Annotated in this window: 16 protein-coding genes and 1 pseudogene; 11 read left to right on the top strand and 6 right to left on the bottom strand. The window is 36.1% G+C overall.

The window, feature by feature from the left end:
• Positions 1-176: 176 nt before the first annotated feature.
• The 3 genes and pseudogenes from AC1W31_RS10710 to AC1W31_RS10700 all read right to left on the bottom strand — a co-directional run bounded on the left by AC1W31_RS10710 (position 177) and on the right by AC1W31_RS10700 (position 3379).
• On the bottom strand, positions 177-770 hold the full coding sequence (locus AC1W31_RS10710; protein WP_481734436.1) for a gluconate 2-dehydrogenase subunit 3 family protein: 594 nt from the start codon (positions 768-770) through the stop codon (positions 177-179).
• A gap of 43 nt (positions 771-813) precedes the next feature.
• Positions 814-2531: pseudogene (locus AC1W31_RS10705) on the bottom strand (GMC oxidoreductase).
• A 107-nt stretch (positions 2532-2638) separates the two neighbouring features.
• Positions 2639-3379, bottom strand: coding sequence for a PI-PLC domain-containing protein (locus tag AC1W31_RS10700; protein WP_481734435.1), 741 nt, complete (start codon positions 3377-3379; stop codon positions 2639-2641).
• Between the two features lie 194 nt (positions 3380-3573).
• Here AC1W31_RS10700 and AC1W31_RS10695 point away from each other — a divergent pair, with 194 nt between their 5' ends.
• Complete coding sequence (locus AC1W31_RS10695; RefSeq protein WP_481734434.1) at positions 3574-4476, top strand: MBL fold metallo-hydrolase; 903 nt, start codon at positions 3574-3576, stop codon at positions 4474-4476.
• Positions 4477-4547: 71 nt separating this feature from the next.
• On the opposite strand, the gene AC1W31_RS10690 is transcribed toward AC1W31_RS10695, so the two are convergent.
• Entirely contained in the window at positions 4548-6713 is a 2166-nt protein-coding gene (locus tag AC1W31_RS10690) for a hypothetical protein (RefSeq protein WP_481734433.1), read from the bottom strand.
• A gap of 614 nt (positions 6714-7327) precedes the next feature.
• Here AC1W31_RS10690 and ccoS point away from each other — a divergent pair.
• The 9 genes from ccoS to AC1W31_RS10645 all read left to right on the top strand — a co-directional run bounded on the left by ccoS (position 7328) and on the right by AC1W31_RS10645 (position 16306).
• Positions 7328-7477 (top strand): cbb3-type cytochrome oxidase assembly protein CcoS, encoded by a 150-nt coding sequence (gene ccoS, locus AC1W31_RS10685; RefSeq protein ID WP_481734432.1) that lies wholly within the window; start codon positions 7328-7330, stop codon positions 7475-7477.
• 136 nt (positions 7478-7613) lie between these two features.
• Positions 7614-9770: a cytochrome-c oxidase, cbb3-type subunit I gene (ccoN, locus tag AC1W31_RS10680; protein ID WP_481734431.1), complete on the top strand. Its 2157-nt coding sequence runs from the start codon at positions 7614-7616 to the stop codon at positions 9768-9770.
• A gap of 221 nt (positions 9771-9991) precedes the next feature.
• Positions 9992-10168 (top strand): hypothetical protein, encoded by a 177-nt coding sequence (locus AC1W31_RS10675; protein WP_481734430.1) that lies wholly within the window; start codon positions 9992-9994, stop codon positions 10166-10168.
• On the top strand, positions 10165-11025 hold the full coding sequence (locus tag AC1W31_RS10670) for a cbb3-type cytochrome c oxidase N-terminal domain-containing protein (RefSeq protein ID WP_481734429.1): 861 nt from the start codon (positions 10165-10167) through the stop codon (positions 11023-11025). Before AC1W31_RS10675 ends, AC1W31_RS10670 begins: the two co-directional genes overlap by 4 nt.
• A gap of 1 nt (position 11026) precedes the next feature.
• The gene (gene ccoG, locus AC1W31_RS10665; protein WP_481734428.1) at positions 11027-12451 is read left to right on the top strand and encodes a cytochrome c oxidase accessory protein CcoG; all 1425 of its coding nucleotides are present in this window, start codon (positions 11027-11029) and stop codon (positions 12449-12451) included.
• Between the two features lie 10 nt (positions 12452-12461).
• On the top strand, positions 12462-12887 hold the full coding sequence (locus AC1W31_RS10660; protein ID WP_481734427.1) for a FixH family protein: 426 nt from the start codon (positions 12462-12464) through the stop codon (positions 12885-12887).
• A 3-nt stretch (positions 12888-12890) separates the two neighbouring features.
• Positions 12891-13604, top strand: a complete 714-nt coding sequence (locus AC1W31_RS10655; RefSeq protein ID WP_481734426.1) for a sulfite exporter TauE/SafE family protein — start codon at positions 12891-12893, stop codon at positions 13602-13604.
• 37 nt (positions 13605-13641) lie between these two features.
• Entirely contained in the window at positions 13642-15243 is a 1602-nt protein-coding gene (locus AC1W31_RS10650) for a sensor histidine kinase (protein ID WP_481734425.1), read from the top strand.
• 4 nt (positions 15244-15247) lie between these two features.
• Entirely contained in the window at positions 15248-16306 is a 1059-nt protein-coding gene (locus AC1W31_RS10645) for a response regulator (RefSeq protein ID WP_481734424.1), read from the top strand.
• A 3-nt stretch (positions 16307-16309) separates the two neighbouring features.
• On the opposite strand, the gene AC1W31_RS10640 is transcribed toward AC1W31_RS10645, so the two are convergent.
• Together AC1W31_RS10640 and AC1W31_RS10635 are read right to left on the bottom strand one after the other, a co-directional pair.
• Positions 16310-17302: a 2-hydroxyacid dehydrogenase gene (locus tag AC1W31_RS10640; protein ID WP_481734423.1), complete on the bottom strand. Its 993-nt coding sequence runs from the start codon at positions 17300-17302 to the stop codon at positions 16310-16312.
• Between the two features lie 42 nt (positions 17303-17344).
• Entirely contained in the window at positions 17345-19729 is a 2385-nt protein-coding gene (locus AC1W31_RS10635) for a heavy metal translocating P-type ATPase (protein WP_481734422.1), read from the bottom strand.
• Positions 19730-19891: 162 nt separating this feature from the next.
• On the opposite strand from AC1W31_RS10635, the gene AC1W31_RS10630 reads away from it, so the two are divergent.
• The coding region (locus AC1W31_RS10630) for a universal stress protein (protein ID WP_481734421.1) at positions 19892-20481 on the top strand (590 nt) is incomplete at its 3' end.

Genomic DNA, 20481 nt, shown 5'->3' with positions numbered 1-20481 from the left:
TAAGCCTTCAAGTATTTCTAAATGCAATGAAAAGTACAAATATGCAAAACCGCTGACGGGGTGAAAAACAGCCGTCAGGGTTTCGGACAAAGACCCTGACGGCGGTTTTTCATCCCGTCAGCGGTTATCGAAGTCGAATTTTTGAGTTGTGTCTATGAGTACATAATTCTGTAATTTTACTCATTCCAAGCATTTTGACCATTCAGTAGAATGCAAGGTAAATATTCACCAGGAATATCCTGATAGGCTAAAATTTCTTTTCCAATTTTTTCAGAAGTATAAAATCCAAAAAGCGTAAGTCCTTTGATTGATTTATAAAAAGTAGGTTTCTGCGCATTTGGTTCGAGGTTTATTCCCCAAAGATTCATGCCCGAACGGGGAGATTCTTTTTCATGAATCATCAAGTATTCCGTTTTTTCTTTTGGCGTTAATGCGACAAAAGGTTTGCCGTATTTGTCCACGCATCGTTCATCGAATTCTTCTAAACCTTTCAAAAATTCTTCTTTGCCCTTTTCGTCTTTGGTTTCGTTCACCATTTTATCAATAAATTGTGGCACGCCCAATTCTTTTGCCCCCGGTGTTTTGGTTTTGGGTAAAATGGTTTCCGCAATTTCTGCCACAATTTCTCCCTGATTGGGTTTCAAAAAAACGGGTTTCCAGTCCAATTTTGCTTCTTTGGCACACGAAATAAATAAAGCAGACATAGAAGCACTTGAAAGCGAAAACCCTAAAACTGCAGTAGTATTTTTTAAATAATCTCTACGATTCATATTGCGATATGTTCAAATTTTGTTTGCAACAAATAGTTTTCAATTAAATATTCTTCTTATTCATTTCACTAACCGCAAAATCTACCGCTCTGGCAGTCAATGCCATATAAGTAATGGATGGATTTACGCAGTTAGATGAAGTCATACAAGCACCATCCGTTATAAATAAATTATTGATGCCATGCACCTGATTATTGCCATTCAACACCGAAGTTTTTGGGTCTTTTCCCATTCTTGCCGTTCCCATTTCGTGTACGCCAACGCCCAAACCTCCGGCATTATCAAACGTTCTAACATTCTTAAAACCAGTCGATTCCAGCATTTCAGCAGCATCTGCCATGATTTGTTTCCTCATTTTCAATTCATTATCCTTGATGGAAGCATCAAAAACTAATTGCGGAATTCCCCATTTATCAACCAATGTTTCGTGAAGCGTAACTTTGTTTTCGTGATAAGGTAAAACTTCTCCAAAACCCATTAAACCCATGCCCCAACCCCCTGGTTTATACAGCGATTCTTTAAAATCTGCGCCAATGGAATGTTCATCGCCACCACGTCCCCAATTGGCTCTGCCTGCACCCGCACCTTGATAGTCAAAGCCTCTCAAAAAGTTAGGATTTTTCGATTTTTCGTCAATATTTACGTATTTCGGAATGAATAATCCTGCTGGCTTTCGTCCTTGATAATATTGGTCTTCCATGCCTTCAAAATCGCCCATCGCTCCAACGTGGTAATGATGATCCATCAAATTATGCCCTAATTCTCCGCTATCATTGCCCAATCCATTCGGAAAACGAGCTGATTTAGAGTTTAACAATAGTTGCGTAGTTGACAAAGTTGAAGCACGAGAGAAGATAATTTTTGCTTTGAATTCATGCACTTCATTCGTTTCGGAATCAATCACTCGTACCCCCGTTGCTGTTTTGGTCGCTTCATCGTACATGATTTCTTTCACGATAGAATTCGGTCTAACTGCTAAATTTCCTGTGTTATTTGCGGCGGGTAAAGTAGCCGAATTACTGCTAAAATATGCCCCATACGGACAACCACGAGAACAGCGATTACGGTTTAAACATTTTCCTCTACCCAATTTTGTGTGAACTTCTTGTGGGTCAGTCAAGTGAGCAACTCGCCCAGGCGTTACGTATCGGTTGTTGTTATATTTCTTTTTTTAAAATGGTCTTCCAAACAATTCAACGGAATTGGCGGCATAAATTCTCCGTCGGGAAAATGGTCTAAACCCAATTTCTCACCGCTTACGCCCACAAATTTTTCAACGTAAGAATACCACGGAGCAATTTCATGATAACGAATGGGCCAATCAATGGCAATTCCTTCACGAGCGTTTGCTTCGAAATCTTGGTTGCTCCAACGGTAAGTATGTTTTCCCCAAATCAGCGAACGACCACCCACTTGATTTCCTCTAATCCAGTCGAATTGTTGCGTTTCTTGGTAAGGATTTTCCAAATCGTTGGTATGAAAATGTTTATTCGCTTCACCTACAAATCCACTTCTCACTTGAATATGATACTTTTTTCGGTCTGTGTCGGTCAATGCTCCACGGTGTTCCATATCCCAATGGTCTTGCATCATGGTCGGATAATCTTGGACATGGTTTACCATTCTCCCTTTTTCAAGTACCAAGGTTTTCAGTCCTTTTTCACAAAGTTCTTTGGCCGCCCATCCGCCACTCATGCCCGAGCCAATCACAATTGCATCGTAGGTGTTAGTTTTATTTAATTTGATATTGAGATTTGCCATAATGGATATTTTAATTTTAAGGATTGTAAACCTGTCCTATAAATTTAAAGAAATGAATTCTACAAATCTACTTAAATACAAAAGCAGAATTACCTTGCACCTACCCGTTAATTTTCCTTTTTAAATTTGGCTAATAATTCCAAATCATCCGTTCCGATGATATCTACTTTTAGCTTTTTTAACGTTTCAAACCCCAAAGTGGAATTGGGCGTTGCCCATATTCTTACTTTTTTCCCTTTTGCATGATTTGATTCAACGAAAGAACTTATTTTTTGAAAAACATCTTCAGACATTGGCGTTTTCCCCGCCCAGTATTTTCCAAAATCCAAGAAACTGGCACTCACAAGTGATACCCGTTTGAGCGCATCTTCGGAATAAGTCAGTTCCATTCGACCATCGAAGTTAAATATTTTGTCGTATTGCTGAAATTCATGGGGCGCTGGCATATCGCCACTAATACTTATCGTGACGTGCTGAAGTTCCTTTCTGTAGGGACTTAATTGTGAATACAATAATTTTAAAATTTCCTTGCCTTCTTTTTTCAAATCTAATAAAAGTTGTAGTGGCTTTTTATTAGGGTAAGGAAAACCTTTATTATCTTTGATTTTCACCAAAAGCGGTTCTATGTATAATTTTTTAAAAGTTTTTTCGGGCGTGATTTTATCCCAATCATGCGCCACATAAAGTTCGTTGTCTTTCACATATAAATCTGCTTCAATTGAGTCAAAACTCAGATTGTAGGCAGCGAAAAAGGGTTGTTTTTGCTCATAATCGTTATGAGAATGAATTAATTGTGCCTGTAAGTTGGAACACAATAAAAGGGTAGTTGTTAGGTAAATGAAACGCATTTTTTTAGATTTTAATTTTTGATGTAATTTAGTCTTTATCATATTTAAAAAAGGAAATTTTATATTAATTCTTGAATTTATTGTTAAAATAAAACGAGAAATATGACTTATTTAACATGTAAATTTTTGAAAAAATTAAAAGCTAATTTTTAAAAGGAGCTTCCCCAAATCCTCAACAGTCTAAAAATTAATTAATGAATCGTAGAAATTTTATCCAAAAATCGGCTCTAACCCTCGGAGCATTTAGCCTTTTACGCAATGGCTTATGGGCAAAAACGGTCACAGACACGCCCTATAAAATCAAAGAAGTACGTGGCGGCGTAAATGTTTTTACTGAGAAAGGCGGAACAATTGCCTACTTAAATACGTCCAAAGGCATGATTGTGGTCGATTCCCAGTTTCCAGAACAATCACAACATTTGATTGATGAGTTGAAAAAACAATCGACTAATCCATTCAAATTATTGATTAATACGCATCATCACGGAGACCATTCGGGCGGAAATATTGCTTTCAAAGGTTTGGTTGAACACGTAGTAGCGCATCAAAACTCACTTTTGAATCAAAAAACGGTTGCTCAAAAACAAAAAACGGAAGAAAAACAACTATTTCCAGATGTGACTTTCTCGGATACATGGAGACAAAAAGTTGGAAAAGAGCATATCAAAGCGCACTATTTCGGAGCGGGCCATACGAATGGTGATTCTATCATCCATTTTGAAAATGCCAACGTTGCCCACATGGGTGATTTATTGTTTAATCGCCGTTATCCTTTTGTGGACAGAACTGCGGGTGCCAATGTTAATAGTTGGATTAAAGTGTTAGACAAAACGCTGAATACATTCGATAATGATACAATTTTTGTATTTGGACATGCCTTTGACCCTGAGAAAATCACAGGAAATAAAGAAGATATAAAAGCCTTCAAAGATTATTTGGAAAAATTATTGGTATTTGTGGATTCAGAAATTAAAGCAGGAAAATCGAAAGAAGAAGTGGTTAAAGCAACAGTAATTCCAGGCGTTACGGAATGGAAAGGCGACGGAATTGGTCGTGGATTGCAATCGGCTTATGAGGAATTGACGGAGGGAAAATAATTTAATAGGAAGTATATGACAGCCTTCCGATTACATGAAAGACTGCCATATACTTTAATGAATACAGCGTTTTAAATCAAGTTGGCTTGGGCTTTAATATCATCTATAATATTAGATTTTAAGCCTTTTTTCTCAAAAATACCAACCATTTCATTTAATGTTTCGGTTGCTGCCACTTCATTACCTGCATCTTTTTGACATAATGCCATATTTCTCATTGCCATATTAAGTGTAATATTATCCACGCCATCATTCCCTTTTGAATGTTTTACAACTTGTTCAATCATTATTTTATTCAATGATTCATTACTTGTACGGACATTAATATTTTTAATGTCTTTGTCGACGGTAATGGTTTTGTAATTTCTACTGGCATTGATTCCTTTCACAAGAGAAGCATAGGAAGATAAAGAGTTTTTGGGGTATTTATCAATTACTAAATCAAGTGCGGCATTACCATTTTTTAGGCTATCAGAATCAGAACCTAATAAATAAAACAAGTATCCCTGATCATTTCCTAAGTATAAATCGGCAATCTCATCTTCGCTGGCTGTAACAGGAGACTTTACTCTCAGGGTTATCTCGTTTGAAACTACAGGGCTTCCATCCATTGATAAATATACAGCTTTGACAGTGTAAAATCCCATTTGATCAAAAGTAAAACCACTTTTTCCAAATCCTATATAAGCACTTTCATAAATAGCAGGCGTATCAGTGCCAATAGTTTTTATATCAGCTAAGGCTAAATGCTCCATTAGTGGCTCATAAATTACTACCTCATTATTAGGTTTCTGGATAGCAATTCTTACAAAGTCAAAATTGGGATGAAGCCGTGCATTTACCATTTTTCCACGTAAATCGTAGGTTGATAATTTTAAATCAACAACCACTGGTTCTCCAAAAGCATAAGAATTTCGAGCCTCAATACGTAAATTTAAGCCAGAGTTATTCTCGATCGCATCTTGAAAATCAGAGAGGTCACTATGCTGATAAAGCGCTGAACCAACAGCAAAATTACTACCTCCCATTATTACATTATTTCTGAAAGCATGACGTAAATGTGTAACTTCTTCATTATCAAATTGAAATGCAAAGTTATTCCAGAAATTTGCGGGGTTACCAAATGCATTATTCCAAGGGTAATTCATCCAAGATAACGAAGTAGGACGGCTTGGAATAGAAGGGCTTCCTAAATGTTTTTGCCATGAATGAAGCAAATTGAAGCTATGTCCCAATTCATGTACATAGGTATAAAGTTGCAATCTCTGTTGAGTAGCTGTAGTTCCACCGATACCGGTATGAAATACTGCACAACCTTGACGTTGTCTTCCCTGTTGGTCAAACATAATTCCATATAAACCAGGTCCTATATCGTGCAACATGGCTTCTAATAACCAAACACGCCAATTGGGTTGGTCTGCCCATGAAGTGAAATTATTGACCATTGCTGTGTGCAGTTCGCTATCACTCCACGAGGCTCCAATACTTGCCGTAGAGACAATATTTGTCCCCCCAGTATTTTGCATTTCAATACCACATTCAGCATAAGCACCCGCAACTGATAATGTACGTGCTGCTCCACCGGATGTTAGTGAGCCTGTATTGTAAGAAACAAAAGGGGTAATACCTGCTACGTTATCTTGTTCATATTGCACGGTTCTAAAAAACCTTGATTCAAACACATTTATATAAGTTGCTCCCATTGCACCAGTAGCACTTGCAAAAAATGAAAGGGTAGCATTGGCAGCAGGCAAAAAAATAATATTTCTTGGAATCGAAATTTTTACGTAAGGGAATGATGCCGAGAAGGTCCCTGTTATTAATCCCTCAATGTTGACCAACGTCGAACTATAACTTATAGTTGGAGTATTAATTACGAATGAGCCATAATAATTCTTTACTGCTCCTATTATTTGAAAGAAATCGCCACTTACCTTATTCAATGGTCTATTTCTATCAACATCAACTCTCAATTCAAGTTCAAAAGAACCCAAAACACCCCTGTATCTACCACTCACAGCCAATCTTGCAATTGGAAAAGGTGGAAAAGGTCTTGGAATAGGATTAAATGGAGGTAGTCCCGCTTGTGTTTCAGGTTCTTCATTTGCGCTTGGTTGCTCACCATGAAAAGGATTAAATACCGATGGGTCGATATAGCTTTCCGAAAGTTGATTTGTTTCACTCACTACAATTGCATCTGCATTGTTTGAAGTTACTGTTGGATCTATTGCTGACATTTTTTTGATTTTTAAGATGGAAAAAATGAAATTGCAATGCCTCTCAATCTATTTTAGATTGAAAAATAACATATGCTTAAAAAAAATTACTAATAAATCAAGAATTGAATTATATAGCAATAGAGTGAGTTTCCATGGCAAAACCTCAATGCTAACCAATTCAAATTAAATGTGGTTTTAATGAAAGTGTTAACAGTTAATTTTATTTAATGGTGTAATAACAGGATAAATGTAGTAATATAGATTAATTAATTCCAAATAAAATTTATTTAACGGTTTGATTATATAGCTAACGGTTATATAATTGATTGAAAAATCATTTTGTCTGAAAGTCAATACTTTAACAATTCTCAACATTATCGCAAATCCAGAATCAAAACCTTTTCTTTATTTTAATTCTATCCGTGTTTACTTTAGACGCACGCTGTATTGATTTGAAAATCAAATAGTATAAAACACGCCTTAAAACTATCAATTCCCTTTCACTCCTCCCAAAAACATGACTTTCGTCAGTTTCTTACCTGACAAACACCGCTTTCTCCGCTGATTCTACTCATATTTCTCTCCTTCAAATAGCCTCAATTTTGTAGAAACAAATTCCAAATCAATCAACGATGAACATTATATTTTTTATGATTGGCTTAAGCCTTTTAATGGCATTGGGATTCTTGGGAGCATTTTTTTGGTCGATGTCGAAGGGGCAAAATGATGATTTACATACGCCCGCCATGCGAATTTTGTTAGAAGATGAAAGTTCAAATTAATTTTTATATCCATGAAAAATCAACCGAAAATTGCAACAAATTACGACTTGAAAAGGTGTAAATGCGATAAAGAATGTCATCGCTGCAAAGCCCTAAAAATGATACAAGTAGAAAAATTTAACCGAAGTTAAACCAGATGACAGCTATTACAGAAAACATTACGACGCCGATTTCTAACACGAATGTTGAACATTTTGCATACGACAACAAAATCGTAAGGAATTTTGCCCTTGCCTCCATCATTTTTGCAATCGTTGGCTTGTTGGTGGGTTTATTAATTGCTACCCAACTCTTTTGGCCTGCCGCCAACGTTACACAATATTTCACTTTTGGGCGGATTCGGGCTTTGCATACGAATGCGGTCATTTTTGCCTTTGTGGGCAATGCTATTTTTGCGGGAATTTATTACTCACTCCAACGGCTGTGCAAAGCTCGGTTATACAGTGATTTGCTCTCGAAAATACATTTTTGGGGTTGGCAAGCCATCATTTTAGCCGCTGCTATTTCTTTGCCATTAGGCTTTAGCACTTCTAAAGAATATGCAGAATTAGAATGGCCCATTGATATTGCTATTACGGTTATTTGGGTGATTTTTGGTATCAATATGTTTGGTACAATTATCAAACGTCGTGAGAGACATTTATACGTAGCAATCTGGTTTTATATCGCCACATTTGTTACGATTGCTTTACTTCACGTGGTAAATTCATTGGCTATTCCAGTTTCATTTACCAAGAGTTATTCGCTTTATGCGGGTGTTCAGGATGCGTTAGTACAATGGTGGTATGGTCATAATGCCGTTGCATTTTTCTTAACAACTCCTTTCTTGGGATTGATGTATTATTATTTACCTAAAATGGCTAATCGCCCCATTTATTCTTACAAATTATCGATTCTTCATTTCTGGTCGTTGATATTTTTGTATATCTGGGCGGGACCTCACCATTTGCTCTATACAAGTTTACCCGATTGGGCTCAGTCTTTAGGAACTGTATTTTCGGTTATGCTAATTGCACCTTCTTGGGGTGGAATGATTAACGGTTTATTGACTTTGAGAGGTGCTTGGGACAAAGTTAGAGAAGACCCGAGGTTGAAAATGATGGTTGTCGGAATTACCGCTTACGGAATGGCAACCTTTGAAGGCCCTCTATTATCTTTCAAAAGTATCAATGCCATCGCCCATTATACGGACTGGATTCCTGCTCACGTACACGTGGGAGCGTTAGGCTGGAATGGTTTCCTTTCGTTTGCTACCATCTATTACATTATTCCAAAAATGTACGGTAGAGAGATGTTCTCGAAAAAATTGATGAATGCTCACTTTTGGTTAGGGACTTTAGGAATATTGTTCTGGGCGGTTCCCATGTATATTTCAGGCTTTACCCAAGGAATGATGTGGAAAGAATTTACGGCCGAAGGTAATTTGAAATACCCAAGCTTTTTGGAAACTACTTTACAGGTAATTCCTATGTATATGTTACGGGCTTTGGGAGGATTAATGTATTTATCAGGCGCATTAATTGGAGCGTATAACATCTTCAAAACGATGTTAATTGGCAAATTAGTGGCCAACGAACCCGCTCAAGCTTTTGCCATGGAAAAGGTTTTTGTTCCACAAGGAACAGATACTTACTGGCATAGATGGGTGGAAAGAAGACCTTTGCAGCTATTATTTTGGTCGTTTGTGGTGGTGGGAATTGGCGGTGCCATTGAGATTATCCCAACGTTTATGATTAAGTCAAATATTCCAACGATTGCGGCGGTGCAACCATACACGCCTTTGGAATTGGAAGGTAGGGATTTATACATCCGAGAAGGTTGCGTATCGTGTCATAGTCAGATGATTCGACCATTTAGATCAGAAACAGAACGCTACGGAGAGTATTCTAAAGCGGGGGAATTTGTGTATGACCATCCATTTTTATGGGGTTCAAAGCGAACAGGGCCAGATTTGCATCGAGAAGGCGGAAAATATCCTGATTCGTGGCATTATCAACACATGAGAGACCCCACGTCGATGTCGCCAGGTTCAATTATGCCTCCTTATGAGTTCCTTTTAGAGCAAAAATTGAATACGTCGAGTACAAAAGATAAGTTGAAGGCCATGAAAACGTTAGGCGTTCCTTACGACGATTATGCTATTAATCATGCAGAAAGTGATTTGGCAGAACAAGCAAAAGGGATTTCTGAGAATTTGGCCAAAGAAAATATCAAAGTAAAATCAGATAGAGAAATAATAGCCTTGATTGCGTATTTACAACGATTAGGAACTGATATTAAAAAAGCTAATTGACAATGGATAATTGACAATGGATAGTTGACAATGGATAATTGACAATGGATAATTGATAATTGATAATTAAAATTGGCTTATTCAATATTTATCATTTAATTCAGAAGAAATACTATTTAAAATCCACTATCAACTGTCAATTATCAATTATCCATTATTAACTGTCAATTATCCATTTTCAACTATCAACTATCAATTATCCATTCTAAAATAACAAAACCATGTTTAGACAATTCTTAAATAATGTTCAAGGAGCGGATATTCCGATGATTACCTCGCTGCTTATATTCTTCATATTCTTCATTTTAGTTGGTACTTACTTATTTATTGTTGACAAAAAACATCTTAACTACATGAGTCATTTACCGCTCAACGAAGACAAAAATCCTGTGAAATGAAAAAGCTATTAATACTACCATTATTACTGATAAATTACGCTGTAAGTGCATCAATTTTAGGTATTGACACTGCAAACGAACCCACTGCGATTGAAATTATCCTCCTTGTGGCACTGTCAATTATGTGTATTGTATTGTTAGTAATTGCCTTTGCTTTACAAGGATTTGTGAAATCTTTATTACCCAAAGTAGAAGAGGATATTGAAATACAACGAGCGCTTGATAACCGCACATTTTTGCAAAAAATATTTAGTTTGAAGCCCATTTCCATGGAAAAAGATTTGGAAATGGAACACAAATACGATGGAATTGCAGAATTAGATAATCCAACACCTCCGTGGTTTATGTATTTGTTTTATACAACCATTGTCACTGCCGTGGTTTATTTCTTCACGTTTCATGTGATTGGCGATGGTAAAGTAATGACTACCGAATATGCGGAGGAAATAGCGGTTGCCGAAAAAGCAAATGAATTGTATATGAAAAAATTTGCTAATTCTGTGAATGAAAATAATGTGATTGTACTGACAGATGCCAAATCTGTGGAAGATGGAGAAAAGTTATACGCTAAAAATTGTGTGGCTTGTCACGGAGATAAAGGGCAAGGCGGTGTAGGTCCAAATTTGACGGATGAGTTCTGGTTGCACGGTGGTGCGCCAAAAAATATTTTTCATACCCTAACCGAAGGGGTTCCTGAAAAAGGTATGATTTCTTGGAAAAAAACGTTAAATCCAATTCAAATCCAGCATGTGGTTAGTTATTTAAGCAGATTTCAAGGAACAAATCCTGAAAATGGAAAATCACCTCAAGGCGATAAATATGTAGCAACGGCCTTGGAAAAACCAGCGGCAAAGTAAAATGAACAAAGCAAAAATAGATACCACGAATTTTAGAGATCATCTTTCAAACGTAACGGAGACTGGGAAGAGAATTTGGATATACCCTCGGATTGTGGCAGGTGATTTTTACAAACTTCGTACTTATTTTTCTTGGTTGCTCTTGGGGCTATTATTGGGTTTGCCGTGGTTAGAAGTTGACAATCATCCTTTGTTTCTATTTAATGTTATCGAGCGTCGATTTATTTTTTTGGGCGTTACATTTTTTCCCCAAGATTTCCATTTAGTAGCCATTGGATTGCTCACATTTATCGTTTTTATCATTCTTTTTACGGTGATATTTGGGAGGTTTTTTTGCGGTTGGGCTTGTCCACAAACGATTTTTTTGGAAATGCTCTTTAGAAAAGTTGAAATTCTCATCGAAGGCGACCATAATGCGCAAAGACGTTTAGATCAACAACCTTGGAATACCGAAAAAATTTGGAAGAAAACCCTAAAGCATACCATATTTTTGGTTCTTTCATTTCTCATTGCCAATGTATTTCTGGCCTATATTATCGGTAAAAAAGAATTATTTGCCATAATTTTTGATAATCCTTTCAATCATTTAATTGGACTTATAGCCATTTTGATTTTTACGAGTGCTTTCTATTTTGTTTTTGCCCGTTTCCGAGAATTAGTTTGCATAATGGTTTGCCCTTATGGCAGGCTTCAAGGCGTGATGTTGGATAAAAAGTCAATCGTAGTTGCGTATGATTTTATCCGAGGAGAAATCAGAGGAAAGCATCAAAGTGCGGAGGAAAAAGTAGTGGCAAAAAGTAAAAATGAACCCGTTCATGGTTCGTGTATTGATTGCAAAATATGCGTTCAAGTGTGTCCAACGGGCATTGATATTCGTAATGGATCACAATTGGAATGTATCGCCTGTACCGCTTGTATTGATGCTTGTGATGAAGTAATGGACAAAATTCAGGAGCCACGTGGACTTATACGTTATGCTTCAATTGAAGGAATTGAGCAAAAGAAGAAGCTTAAATTTAACTTTAGAATTGCTTCCTATTCATTTGTTTTATTGGCTTTAATAAGTGTTTTGGTTTTTTTATTAATCACTCGAAGTACGATTGAAACCACGATTTTGAGAGCACCAGGATTGATGTATCAAGAAAATAAAGATGGTACCATTAGCAATTTATACAATGTTCAAGTTGTGAATAAAAGTTACCAAAAGATGCCATTGACGTTTAGCGTAAAAGGCGGAAATGGACAAGTTAAAATGATTGGCGATGCCATGATGGTGAAGCCCAGCGAAGTCGCAGAATCATCCTTTTTTATTTTTATTCCAACGAAATATTTGAAAGAGAGTTCGGTAAAAGTGGAAGTAGAAGTAATTTCAAATGGTAAAGTAATTGACATGGTGAAAACTAAATTTCAAGGACCCGTAATTTAATAAGAACATCATGAACTGGGGAAAATCAATCGTCTTAAGTTTTGTGCTTTTTGCCACATTTGTTGGCATAATGGCGTATAAAATGGCCACAACCAAAGTGGATTTAGTGCAAAAAAACTATTATCAAAATGAAATCGATTACCAAAAACACATTAATCAAGTCAACAATTCAGCTGCTTTCAAAACCGTAAAAACCATGACCTACTTACCCGAAATGCAGGCTTTGAGAATCGGATTCCCAACGCCCGTGAGAAAAGGAGAAGTAACTTTCTTCCGTCCTTCCGATAAAAGATTAGATTTCACCATTCCAATTAAACAAATTTCACTCTTCACTTATTCAACGAAACTTTTGCAAAAAGGTCGTTGGAAAGTACAGGCCACTTGGTATGATGGGGCTTTGGAATATTATCTTGAAGACGAATTCACCATCAATTAAAAAATGAACATTCTTTATTCAATCGCTTTCATGACGGGTTTGGCGGGCAGTTTCCATTGCATTGGAATGTGCGGCTCAATCGCTCTTGCTTTGCCCGTTGGGAAGCTCATTTTTTTAGAAGCTAATATTAGTAGAATTCTGTACAATTTTGGCAGAATATTGACATATAGTGTTTTGGGAGGTGCTTTTGGATACTTCGGTAAAACACTTTTTGTAGCGGGTTTTCAACAGCAATTATCCATTTTGATTGGATTGTTAATGATGTTTCTCATCTTACCGAATCGACTTATTGCTTGGAGTCCTTTTCAAAGATTGACGCATTTATTAACGGGTACTTTTAAGAAAGTATTTCCACTCAAATCTCCTTTAGGATTCGTCCTTTTAGGTTTGCTCAATGGGCTTCTGCCCTGTGGATTTGTCTATTTAGCTCTTGTAGGAGCTTCCGCTGCATCTACTCCAACCGAAGGGGCCATTTTTATGGCTTTCTTTGGTCTTGGAACAGCCCCTATGATGTTTTCAATTGGTCTTTTACCTAAATTTTTAACGTTAAATTTTCGTCAAAAAATTAATAAATATCTGCCAATTTACACCTTACTTTTAGCCATTTTCTTCATTTTCCGAGGACTCAATTTAGATATTCCATACCTCAGTCCCAAATTTGAAAAAACGCCTATTTCTCAATCACTGCCAATGTGTCACTCCATAAAAAAGTATTGATAATATACCACTATTTAGTATATTTAGCCATATTATTATGAATTTTTATATGGATTTTCCTTTCAGTATTGCACTCTTAAAAACTGTTTTAGAAGACACACCTTCTTTTATGGGTGTGTATAATGTGGCTAAGCGTGAGTTTATGTATATCAATAAATTAGGACTCCAAATGTTGGAAGTAGATGATTTAAAAGAATTTACAAGTAAATATCCGCATGGTTTCAGAAAAGAAAAATTAACGATTGAAGAGCATAAGCAGCTCGAAGAAAAACTCCAAAATGAGCGTATTTTGACGGATGAAGTGTTGTTTCAAAGGCACAATCAAACGGAGTTTTGGGGAACGCTGCAAATCTCTATATTTTATCATAACGATGAAACGCATTTTTTTATTCGGATAAATGACCTAACGCCTCGCAAGCAGAATGAACAAATAATTCGGGATGAAGAAACCCGTTTCGAGGCACTTTTCATGCACGCCGCCATAGGGATAATCATGGTGAATCGAGCGGGTAAAATTGTGCTTTCAAACCGATTTGCGGATGTTCTTTTTGGGTATGAACTTGGTGAGTTGATGGGTCAGGAATTGGATATTCTCATCCCTCAAAAAGTCAGAGAGCGTCATCAAAAAACTTTCGATAATTATACCGAAAGACCGCAATCTCGGGCAATGGGCATTGGTTTGGATTTGAACGGAAGACGCAAAGATGGATCTCTTTTCTCCATTGAAATCAGTTTAAGCCACTTCAAATCTGGAGAAACGCCCTACTATATTTCATTTATCAACGATACAACTTTCAAGAAAAAAGCAGAAAAGGAATTATTGGATAGAAAATCTGAAATTGAAAAATTGAATGAAAATCTTGAAAAAGAAGTGATAAATCGAACGAATGCTTTAGTAGAAACGCTGAAAAGTTTAGAAAAATCGAAGGAGGATTTGGAAGTGGCTTTGAACAAAGAAAAAGATTTGGGAGAACTGAAATCTCGTTTTGTTTCCATGGCATCGCACGAATTTCGTACCCCTTTGACCACCATTCAGTCGGCTGCGTCTTTAATCGAAAAATACCAACGTACGCAAGACCAAGAAAAACGGGAGAGACATACGCATAGAATTAAGGCGGCAGTCGGAAATTTGACGGATATTTTGGAAGAATTTTTATCGGTTGGAAAATTAGAAGAAGGAAGAGTTGAAACCCAAATGGGCTTATTCAACCTACAAGATTTAGTAAAAGAATGTTTATTCGATTTGAAAAGTATTACTAAAAATAGACAAATTATCGAATTTACGATCAATGGAGACGATGAATTGTACTTGGATAAATCATTATTGAGAAAAATAATAATCAATTTATGTTCAAATGCCTTGAAATTTTCGCCCGAAAATTCAGTCATCAGCTTAGTTGTTGATAATCAAATAGATACATTTGTGCTAAAAGTTATTGATAGAGGAATCGGTATTTCAAATGAAGATAAAAAAAATCTTTTTGAACGGTTTTTCAGGGGGGCAAATGTTACCAATATTCAAGGAACAGGACTTGGTTTACACATTGTTGCTCGTTACGCAGAACTGCTGAATGGTAAAGTTTCAGTTGAAAGCCAATTGAATGTTGGTACCACGTTTACAGTCTCCATAAACCTTTAAAACTATGAAAAAAATATTACTAATTGAAGACAGCGACGATATCAGAGAAACAACCGCTGAAATTTTGGAACTTGCCAATTATGAAGTTTTTACCGCAGAAAACGGTAAAATTGGGGTTGAAATTGCCAATCAAACAAAACCTGATTTGGTCGTTTGTGATATCATGATGCCCGTGTTGGATGGCTACGGGGTACTGCATATTTTTAGCCAAAGTGCAGATTTACAGAATATTCCATTCATTTTTTTAACTGCAAAAACCGAACGTTCCGACCTTCGTAAAGGAATGGAAATGGGAGCGGATGATTATTTAACCAAACCTTTTCAAGAAATTGAATTGTTGAATGCGATAGAAAGTCGTTTGAAAAAGATAGAAAATATTTCCAATTCCTTCAAAAATACACAAGAAGGCATTGAAGAATTCTTTCAAAAAGCAACCAAACACACTGATTTATCTTCGCTTTCGGCGGATAGAAAAGTGAATATTATCAAGAAAAAACAAATTATATATTCAGAAGGGGATGATCCGATTAGATTCTTTTTCTTAAAATCGGGTAAAGTGAAAACGTACCAATCTAACCGAGATGGCAAAGAGTTTATCACGGCATTGTACAATTCTGGTGATTTTTTTGGACACATTGCAATCATCGAAAATTCCGAATACCAAGAATCTGCTGAAGCCTTAGAGGAATGTGAAATTATTGGTATTCCGAAACAAGATTTCTTAGCGTTAATCACTCGTAATCAATTAGTTGCGAATCAATTTATTAAAATGTTGGCGAATAATATTCAAGAAAAAGAAAAACAATTAACCCAAATTGCTTACAATTCAATCCGAAAAAGAACGGCTGATGCTTTAGTAATGCTATCAAAAAAGTACAAAAACAACTCCCAAGAAAATTTTTCCATGAAAATTTCCAGAGATAATTTGGCCTCCGTTGTTGGCACTGCCACCGAATCTTTAATCAGAACCTTGAGTGACTTTAAATCCGATGGGTTAATTGAAATTAATGGAAGTGAAATAAAAATCTTAGACGAAAAAAAATTGGCTTATTTAAAAGGCTAATGCTTAAATTTTTACCTCATTTTCCAATGCTATACCCGCCTCAAAATCGGTAATATTATCAATCGTAGTAATGGCTATTTGGGTTAGTGCTTCGTCCGTAAAAAAGCCTTGATGCGGTGTAATTAACACATTTGGGAAGGACATCAGTCGCTGAATTACATCATCTTGAATAATACTTTCGGACAAGTCTTTGAAAAAAAGATTGCCTTCTTGTTCGTAAACATCAATTCCTAAATGACCTAAATGTCCATTTTTCAAGGCTTTAATCGCATCGGGCGTATTAATCAAACCACCTCGACTAGTGTTTATGAGCATCGCACCTTTTTTCATTTTTGCGAAAGCTTTTTTGTTGAATAAATGCTGGGTTTCGGGACTGAGTGGGCAATGAAGGGAAATGATGTCTGCTTGTTCGATAACTTGTTCAATCGACTGATATTTAACGCCTTGTGCTATTAATTCATCCGATTGGATTATATCATACCCAATTACTTTACACCCAAATCCAAGCATTATTTTGCAAAAAGCAGTACCGATTTGTCCAGTGCCAATTACGCCAATGGTTTTGGCGTAGAGATTAAATCCTATCAAATTTTCTAACGAAAAATTACTTTCTCGTACCCGATTATACACTTTATGAGTTTTCCGATTTAAAGTTAAAATTAGTGCCACGGCGTGTTCTGCGACTGCTTGGGGAGAATAAGCAGGAACTCGTACCACTTTTATTCCATATTTCTTCGCAGCTTCAAGGTCAACATTATTGAACCCAGCGCATCGTAACGCAATGAGTTTTATGCCATTTTGGGCTAAATTTTCAATGGTTTTCTTATCAATTTTATCATTCACAAATACACAAACGCCATCAAAATCAATCGTTAAATTTATGGTGCTTTCGCTTAAAGAAGCTTCAAAATAGGTGAATAAGTGGTTGCTTTTTGCCTTGTATTTTTCAAAATAAATTTTGTCATACGACTTGGTACTAAAAAATGCTATTTTCATGGAAAGAGGTTTTACACTATTTGATTGATTAATTAATTAATGCTATAATTTTTTGCCACCCCAAATCATTCCTAAAGACGCAATTCCTACCAAAGTTATTGAATTTAATGGCATTAGAATAGCGGCAATAATTGGAGATAAGTTGCCTTGAATGGCAAAACTTAACCCAATGAAATTATACATCAATGAAAATGCGTAACTGAATTTTATTAATTTCAAACCAAAATTGCTATAATTCAAGAACTTAGGAAGATTTTTTAAGTTTTCGGCCTTCAAAATAGCATCACTCATGGGCGTAAAATTCAAGGTATTTTCTGTAACTGCAATGCCTACATCTGCCTGTTTTAAAGCCCCTGCATCATTGAGTCCATCGCCAATCATGATTACTTTTTTACCTTCATTTTGTAACTTTTTGATGAAGACTAATTTCTCTTGTGGGGAACACCCAAAAACTAAATTATTCTTGACCATAAATACCTCTTCTAATTTCTGACGGTCAGCATCATTATCGCCCGAAAGTAAATAAGTATCATAATTTTGCGTCAATTTTTTGACGGTATATTCAATGCCTTGTCGATAAGAATTTGGGATTTCAAAATACCCTAAATAGATGCCATTAATTGCTAAATGTGCTTCGGATGATACAACTTTTGACGATTTATTTGGCGTTTCTAACACCTTTAACCACGATTTTGAACCTAATATTAATTCCATTCCTTCATAATCGCCTGAGATTCCTTTGCCCGAAATTTCTTTGAAATAATGAATGTTAAGTAATTCATTATTCGCTAAAACTCCTTTAATCTTTACCGAAATTGGGTGCGACGAATTGCTCACTAATGAAGCAACTAACTGTTTTTCAAAGAGCGAAAGTTGTCGTTTGCCACGAAAAATTGGAAAAGAATTTTCGGATTTGGTAATGGTTCCTGTTTTATCAAAAACAATGGTGTCACAATTTGCCATTTGTTCAATGACCTCCCCATTTTTTAGGTAAAAATGCTGTTTTCCTAAAAGCCTCAAACCATTTCCCAACGCAAAAGGATAACTCAAAGATAAAGTACACGGACAGGCAATTATCAAGATTGAAACGAACGCATTTAAAAGCCTTGACGAATCTTGAAAATACCAATAAGTGGCCACCGAAAACGCCAAGGTGAGTATGCCAAAAGTAAAATATTTGCCAACTAAATTTGAAAAATTTTTAATTCGACTTTCTTGGGTTTTTTGGAAAGTATCATTATTCCAAAGCTGGGTTAAATAACTTTGCGAAACTTCTTTCAAGACCTCCATTTCGAGCGTGCTACCCACTTGGCGCCCGCCTGCAAAGAGAAAATCGCCTAAATGTTTTGGCTCCAAAGCAGCTTCACCCGTGACAAAGCTATAATCAATTTGCGCATTTCCTTTATAAAGCATTGAATCTGCGGGAATTAATTCGCCATTTCTGACCAGTATTTTATCGCCTTTTTTCAACTCACTTATCGAAATAGGCTCTTCTTTTCCAAATAAAATGCGAGTTACGGCCATAGGAAAATAGGATTTATAATCCCGCTCGAACGACAAAAAGTTGTAGGTTTTTTGTTGAAACCATTTGCCAATTAATAAGAAAAAAATCAAGCCAGTTACCGAATCAAAATATCCCGCTCCTTGTTTGAAAACAACTTGATAAATACCTACGGAAAAAGCCACTAAAATGCTCAAAAGTATGGGAAAATCAATGTTGATAATTCCTTTTTTGAGGCTTTTAAAAACCGAATCAAAATATCCAGAAGCCGAATAAAACACCACTGGCGTAGCTAAAACGATATTTAAATAGCCAAAAAGATGTTTGTAAGTGGTATCTTGCAAACCCAAATATTCAGGAAAACTAAATAGCATAATATTTCCAGCACAAAACCCTGCAACGCCTAATTGAGTAAGTAATTTTCGCTCAATTGGGTATTGTTTTTCCTTCATTACATCACGTTGAGAAATCAAAGGTTCGTAGCCCAAAGAGGTCAATAATTCTGCAACTTGTCGCAGACTGATTGTTTGTTGCTGGAAAGTTATACTGACCTGTTTTTTCAAAAAGTCAACGTCAGAACGTTCAATGGTTGTATTTAGTCGATATAAGTTTTCGAGTAAATATAAGCATGAACTACAATGAATGGTAGGAATATAAAAAGTGACTTTAGAAATAGTATTGTTCTGAAAATCAAGCAGTTCTGTGATAATTGTAGGGTTTTCTAAATAGGCAAATGCTCCTATTTGTGGCGTATTGCCCGCCATTTTTTCGAGGTTATAATACTGACATAAATTATTTTCGTCCAGTATTTGGTAAACCGTTTTACAACCATTGCAACAAAAGTATTTTTCTTCAATATGAATATTTTCGTCAGGGCATTCAAGTCCGCAATGATAACAAAGAGTCGATGTTTTGGAATCAGTCATGATAATTTGTTCATTTCCTCAAAGGTCCTTCCAAATAATATTAAAAAACATGATGATTCCTATTTGTGTTTGTGACAAAAATCATACTTTTGCCTATGAATCATCATATAATAAATCTATTTTTTGGGTGAATTTTGTTTCATAAATTATAAAAAATAAGACATGAAAACGATTCTTTTTCCGACAGATTTTAGTAGCAATGCCGTTCATGCCTCTGGGTACGCAGGAATGGTTGCAAATCGCATGAACGCCAATATTGTGCTTCTCAATGTATATACGGTTCCAACCATTTCTGAGTACCAATTACCCAATGATATCGAGAATTTTATCATGGAAAACAAGCGGACTGCACAGGATAATCTGGAAAAATTTACAAAAGAATTTTTGAAAAATACAGGTTTACAGCCTGACCGAGTTTCGAGCCGAGTTGAATACGGATTTATTGCCGATAAAATAGTTGATATGGCCAATGAAATTCAAGCGGATATGATTGTAATGGGAACGAAAGGGGCCACCAATTTTTTGGACAAATGGCTTGGTACGAATGCTCAAAAAGTAATGAAAAAATCTGATTGTCCCGTTTGGATTATTCCACAAACTGCGCTCATTCATTATCCACAGCACTTTTTATATGCGGCTGATTTTCAAGAAGATGAATTATTGGTAACCCATAAAATTATGGAAATTGCCGAGCCTTTCGGGGCAAAATGCAATGTTGTCCATATTCACGATTATTTTGAAATGAACGTGGG

The sequence above is a fragment of the Arcicella sp. genome (assembly GCF_964672035.1).
The sequence above is the reverse complement of the archived record's forward strand: the minus strand, read 5'-3'. Positions and strand labels throughout refer to the sequence as shown.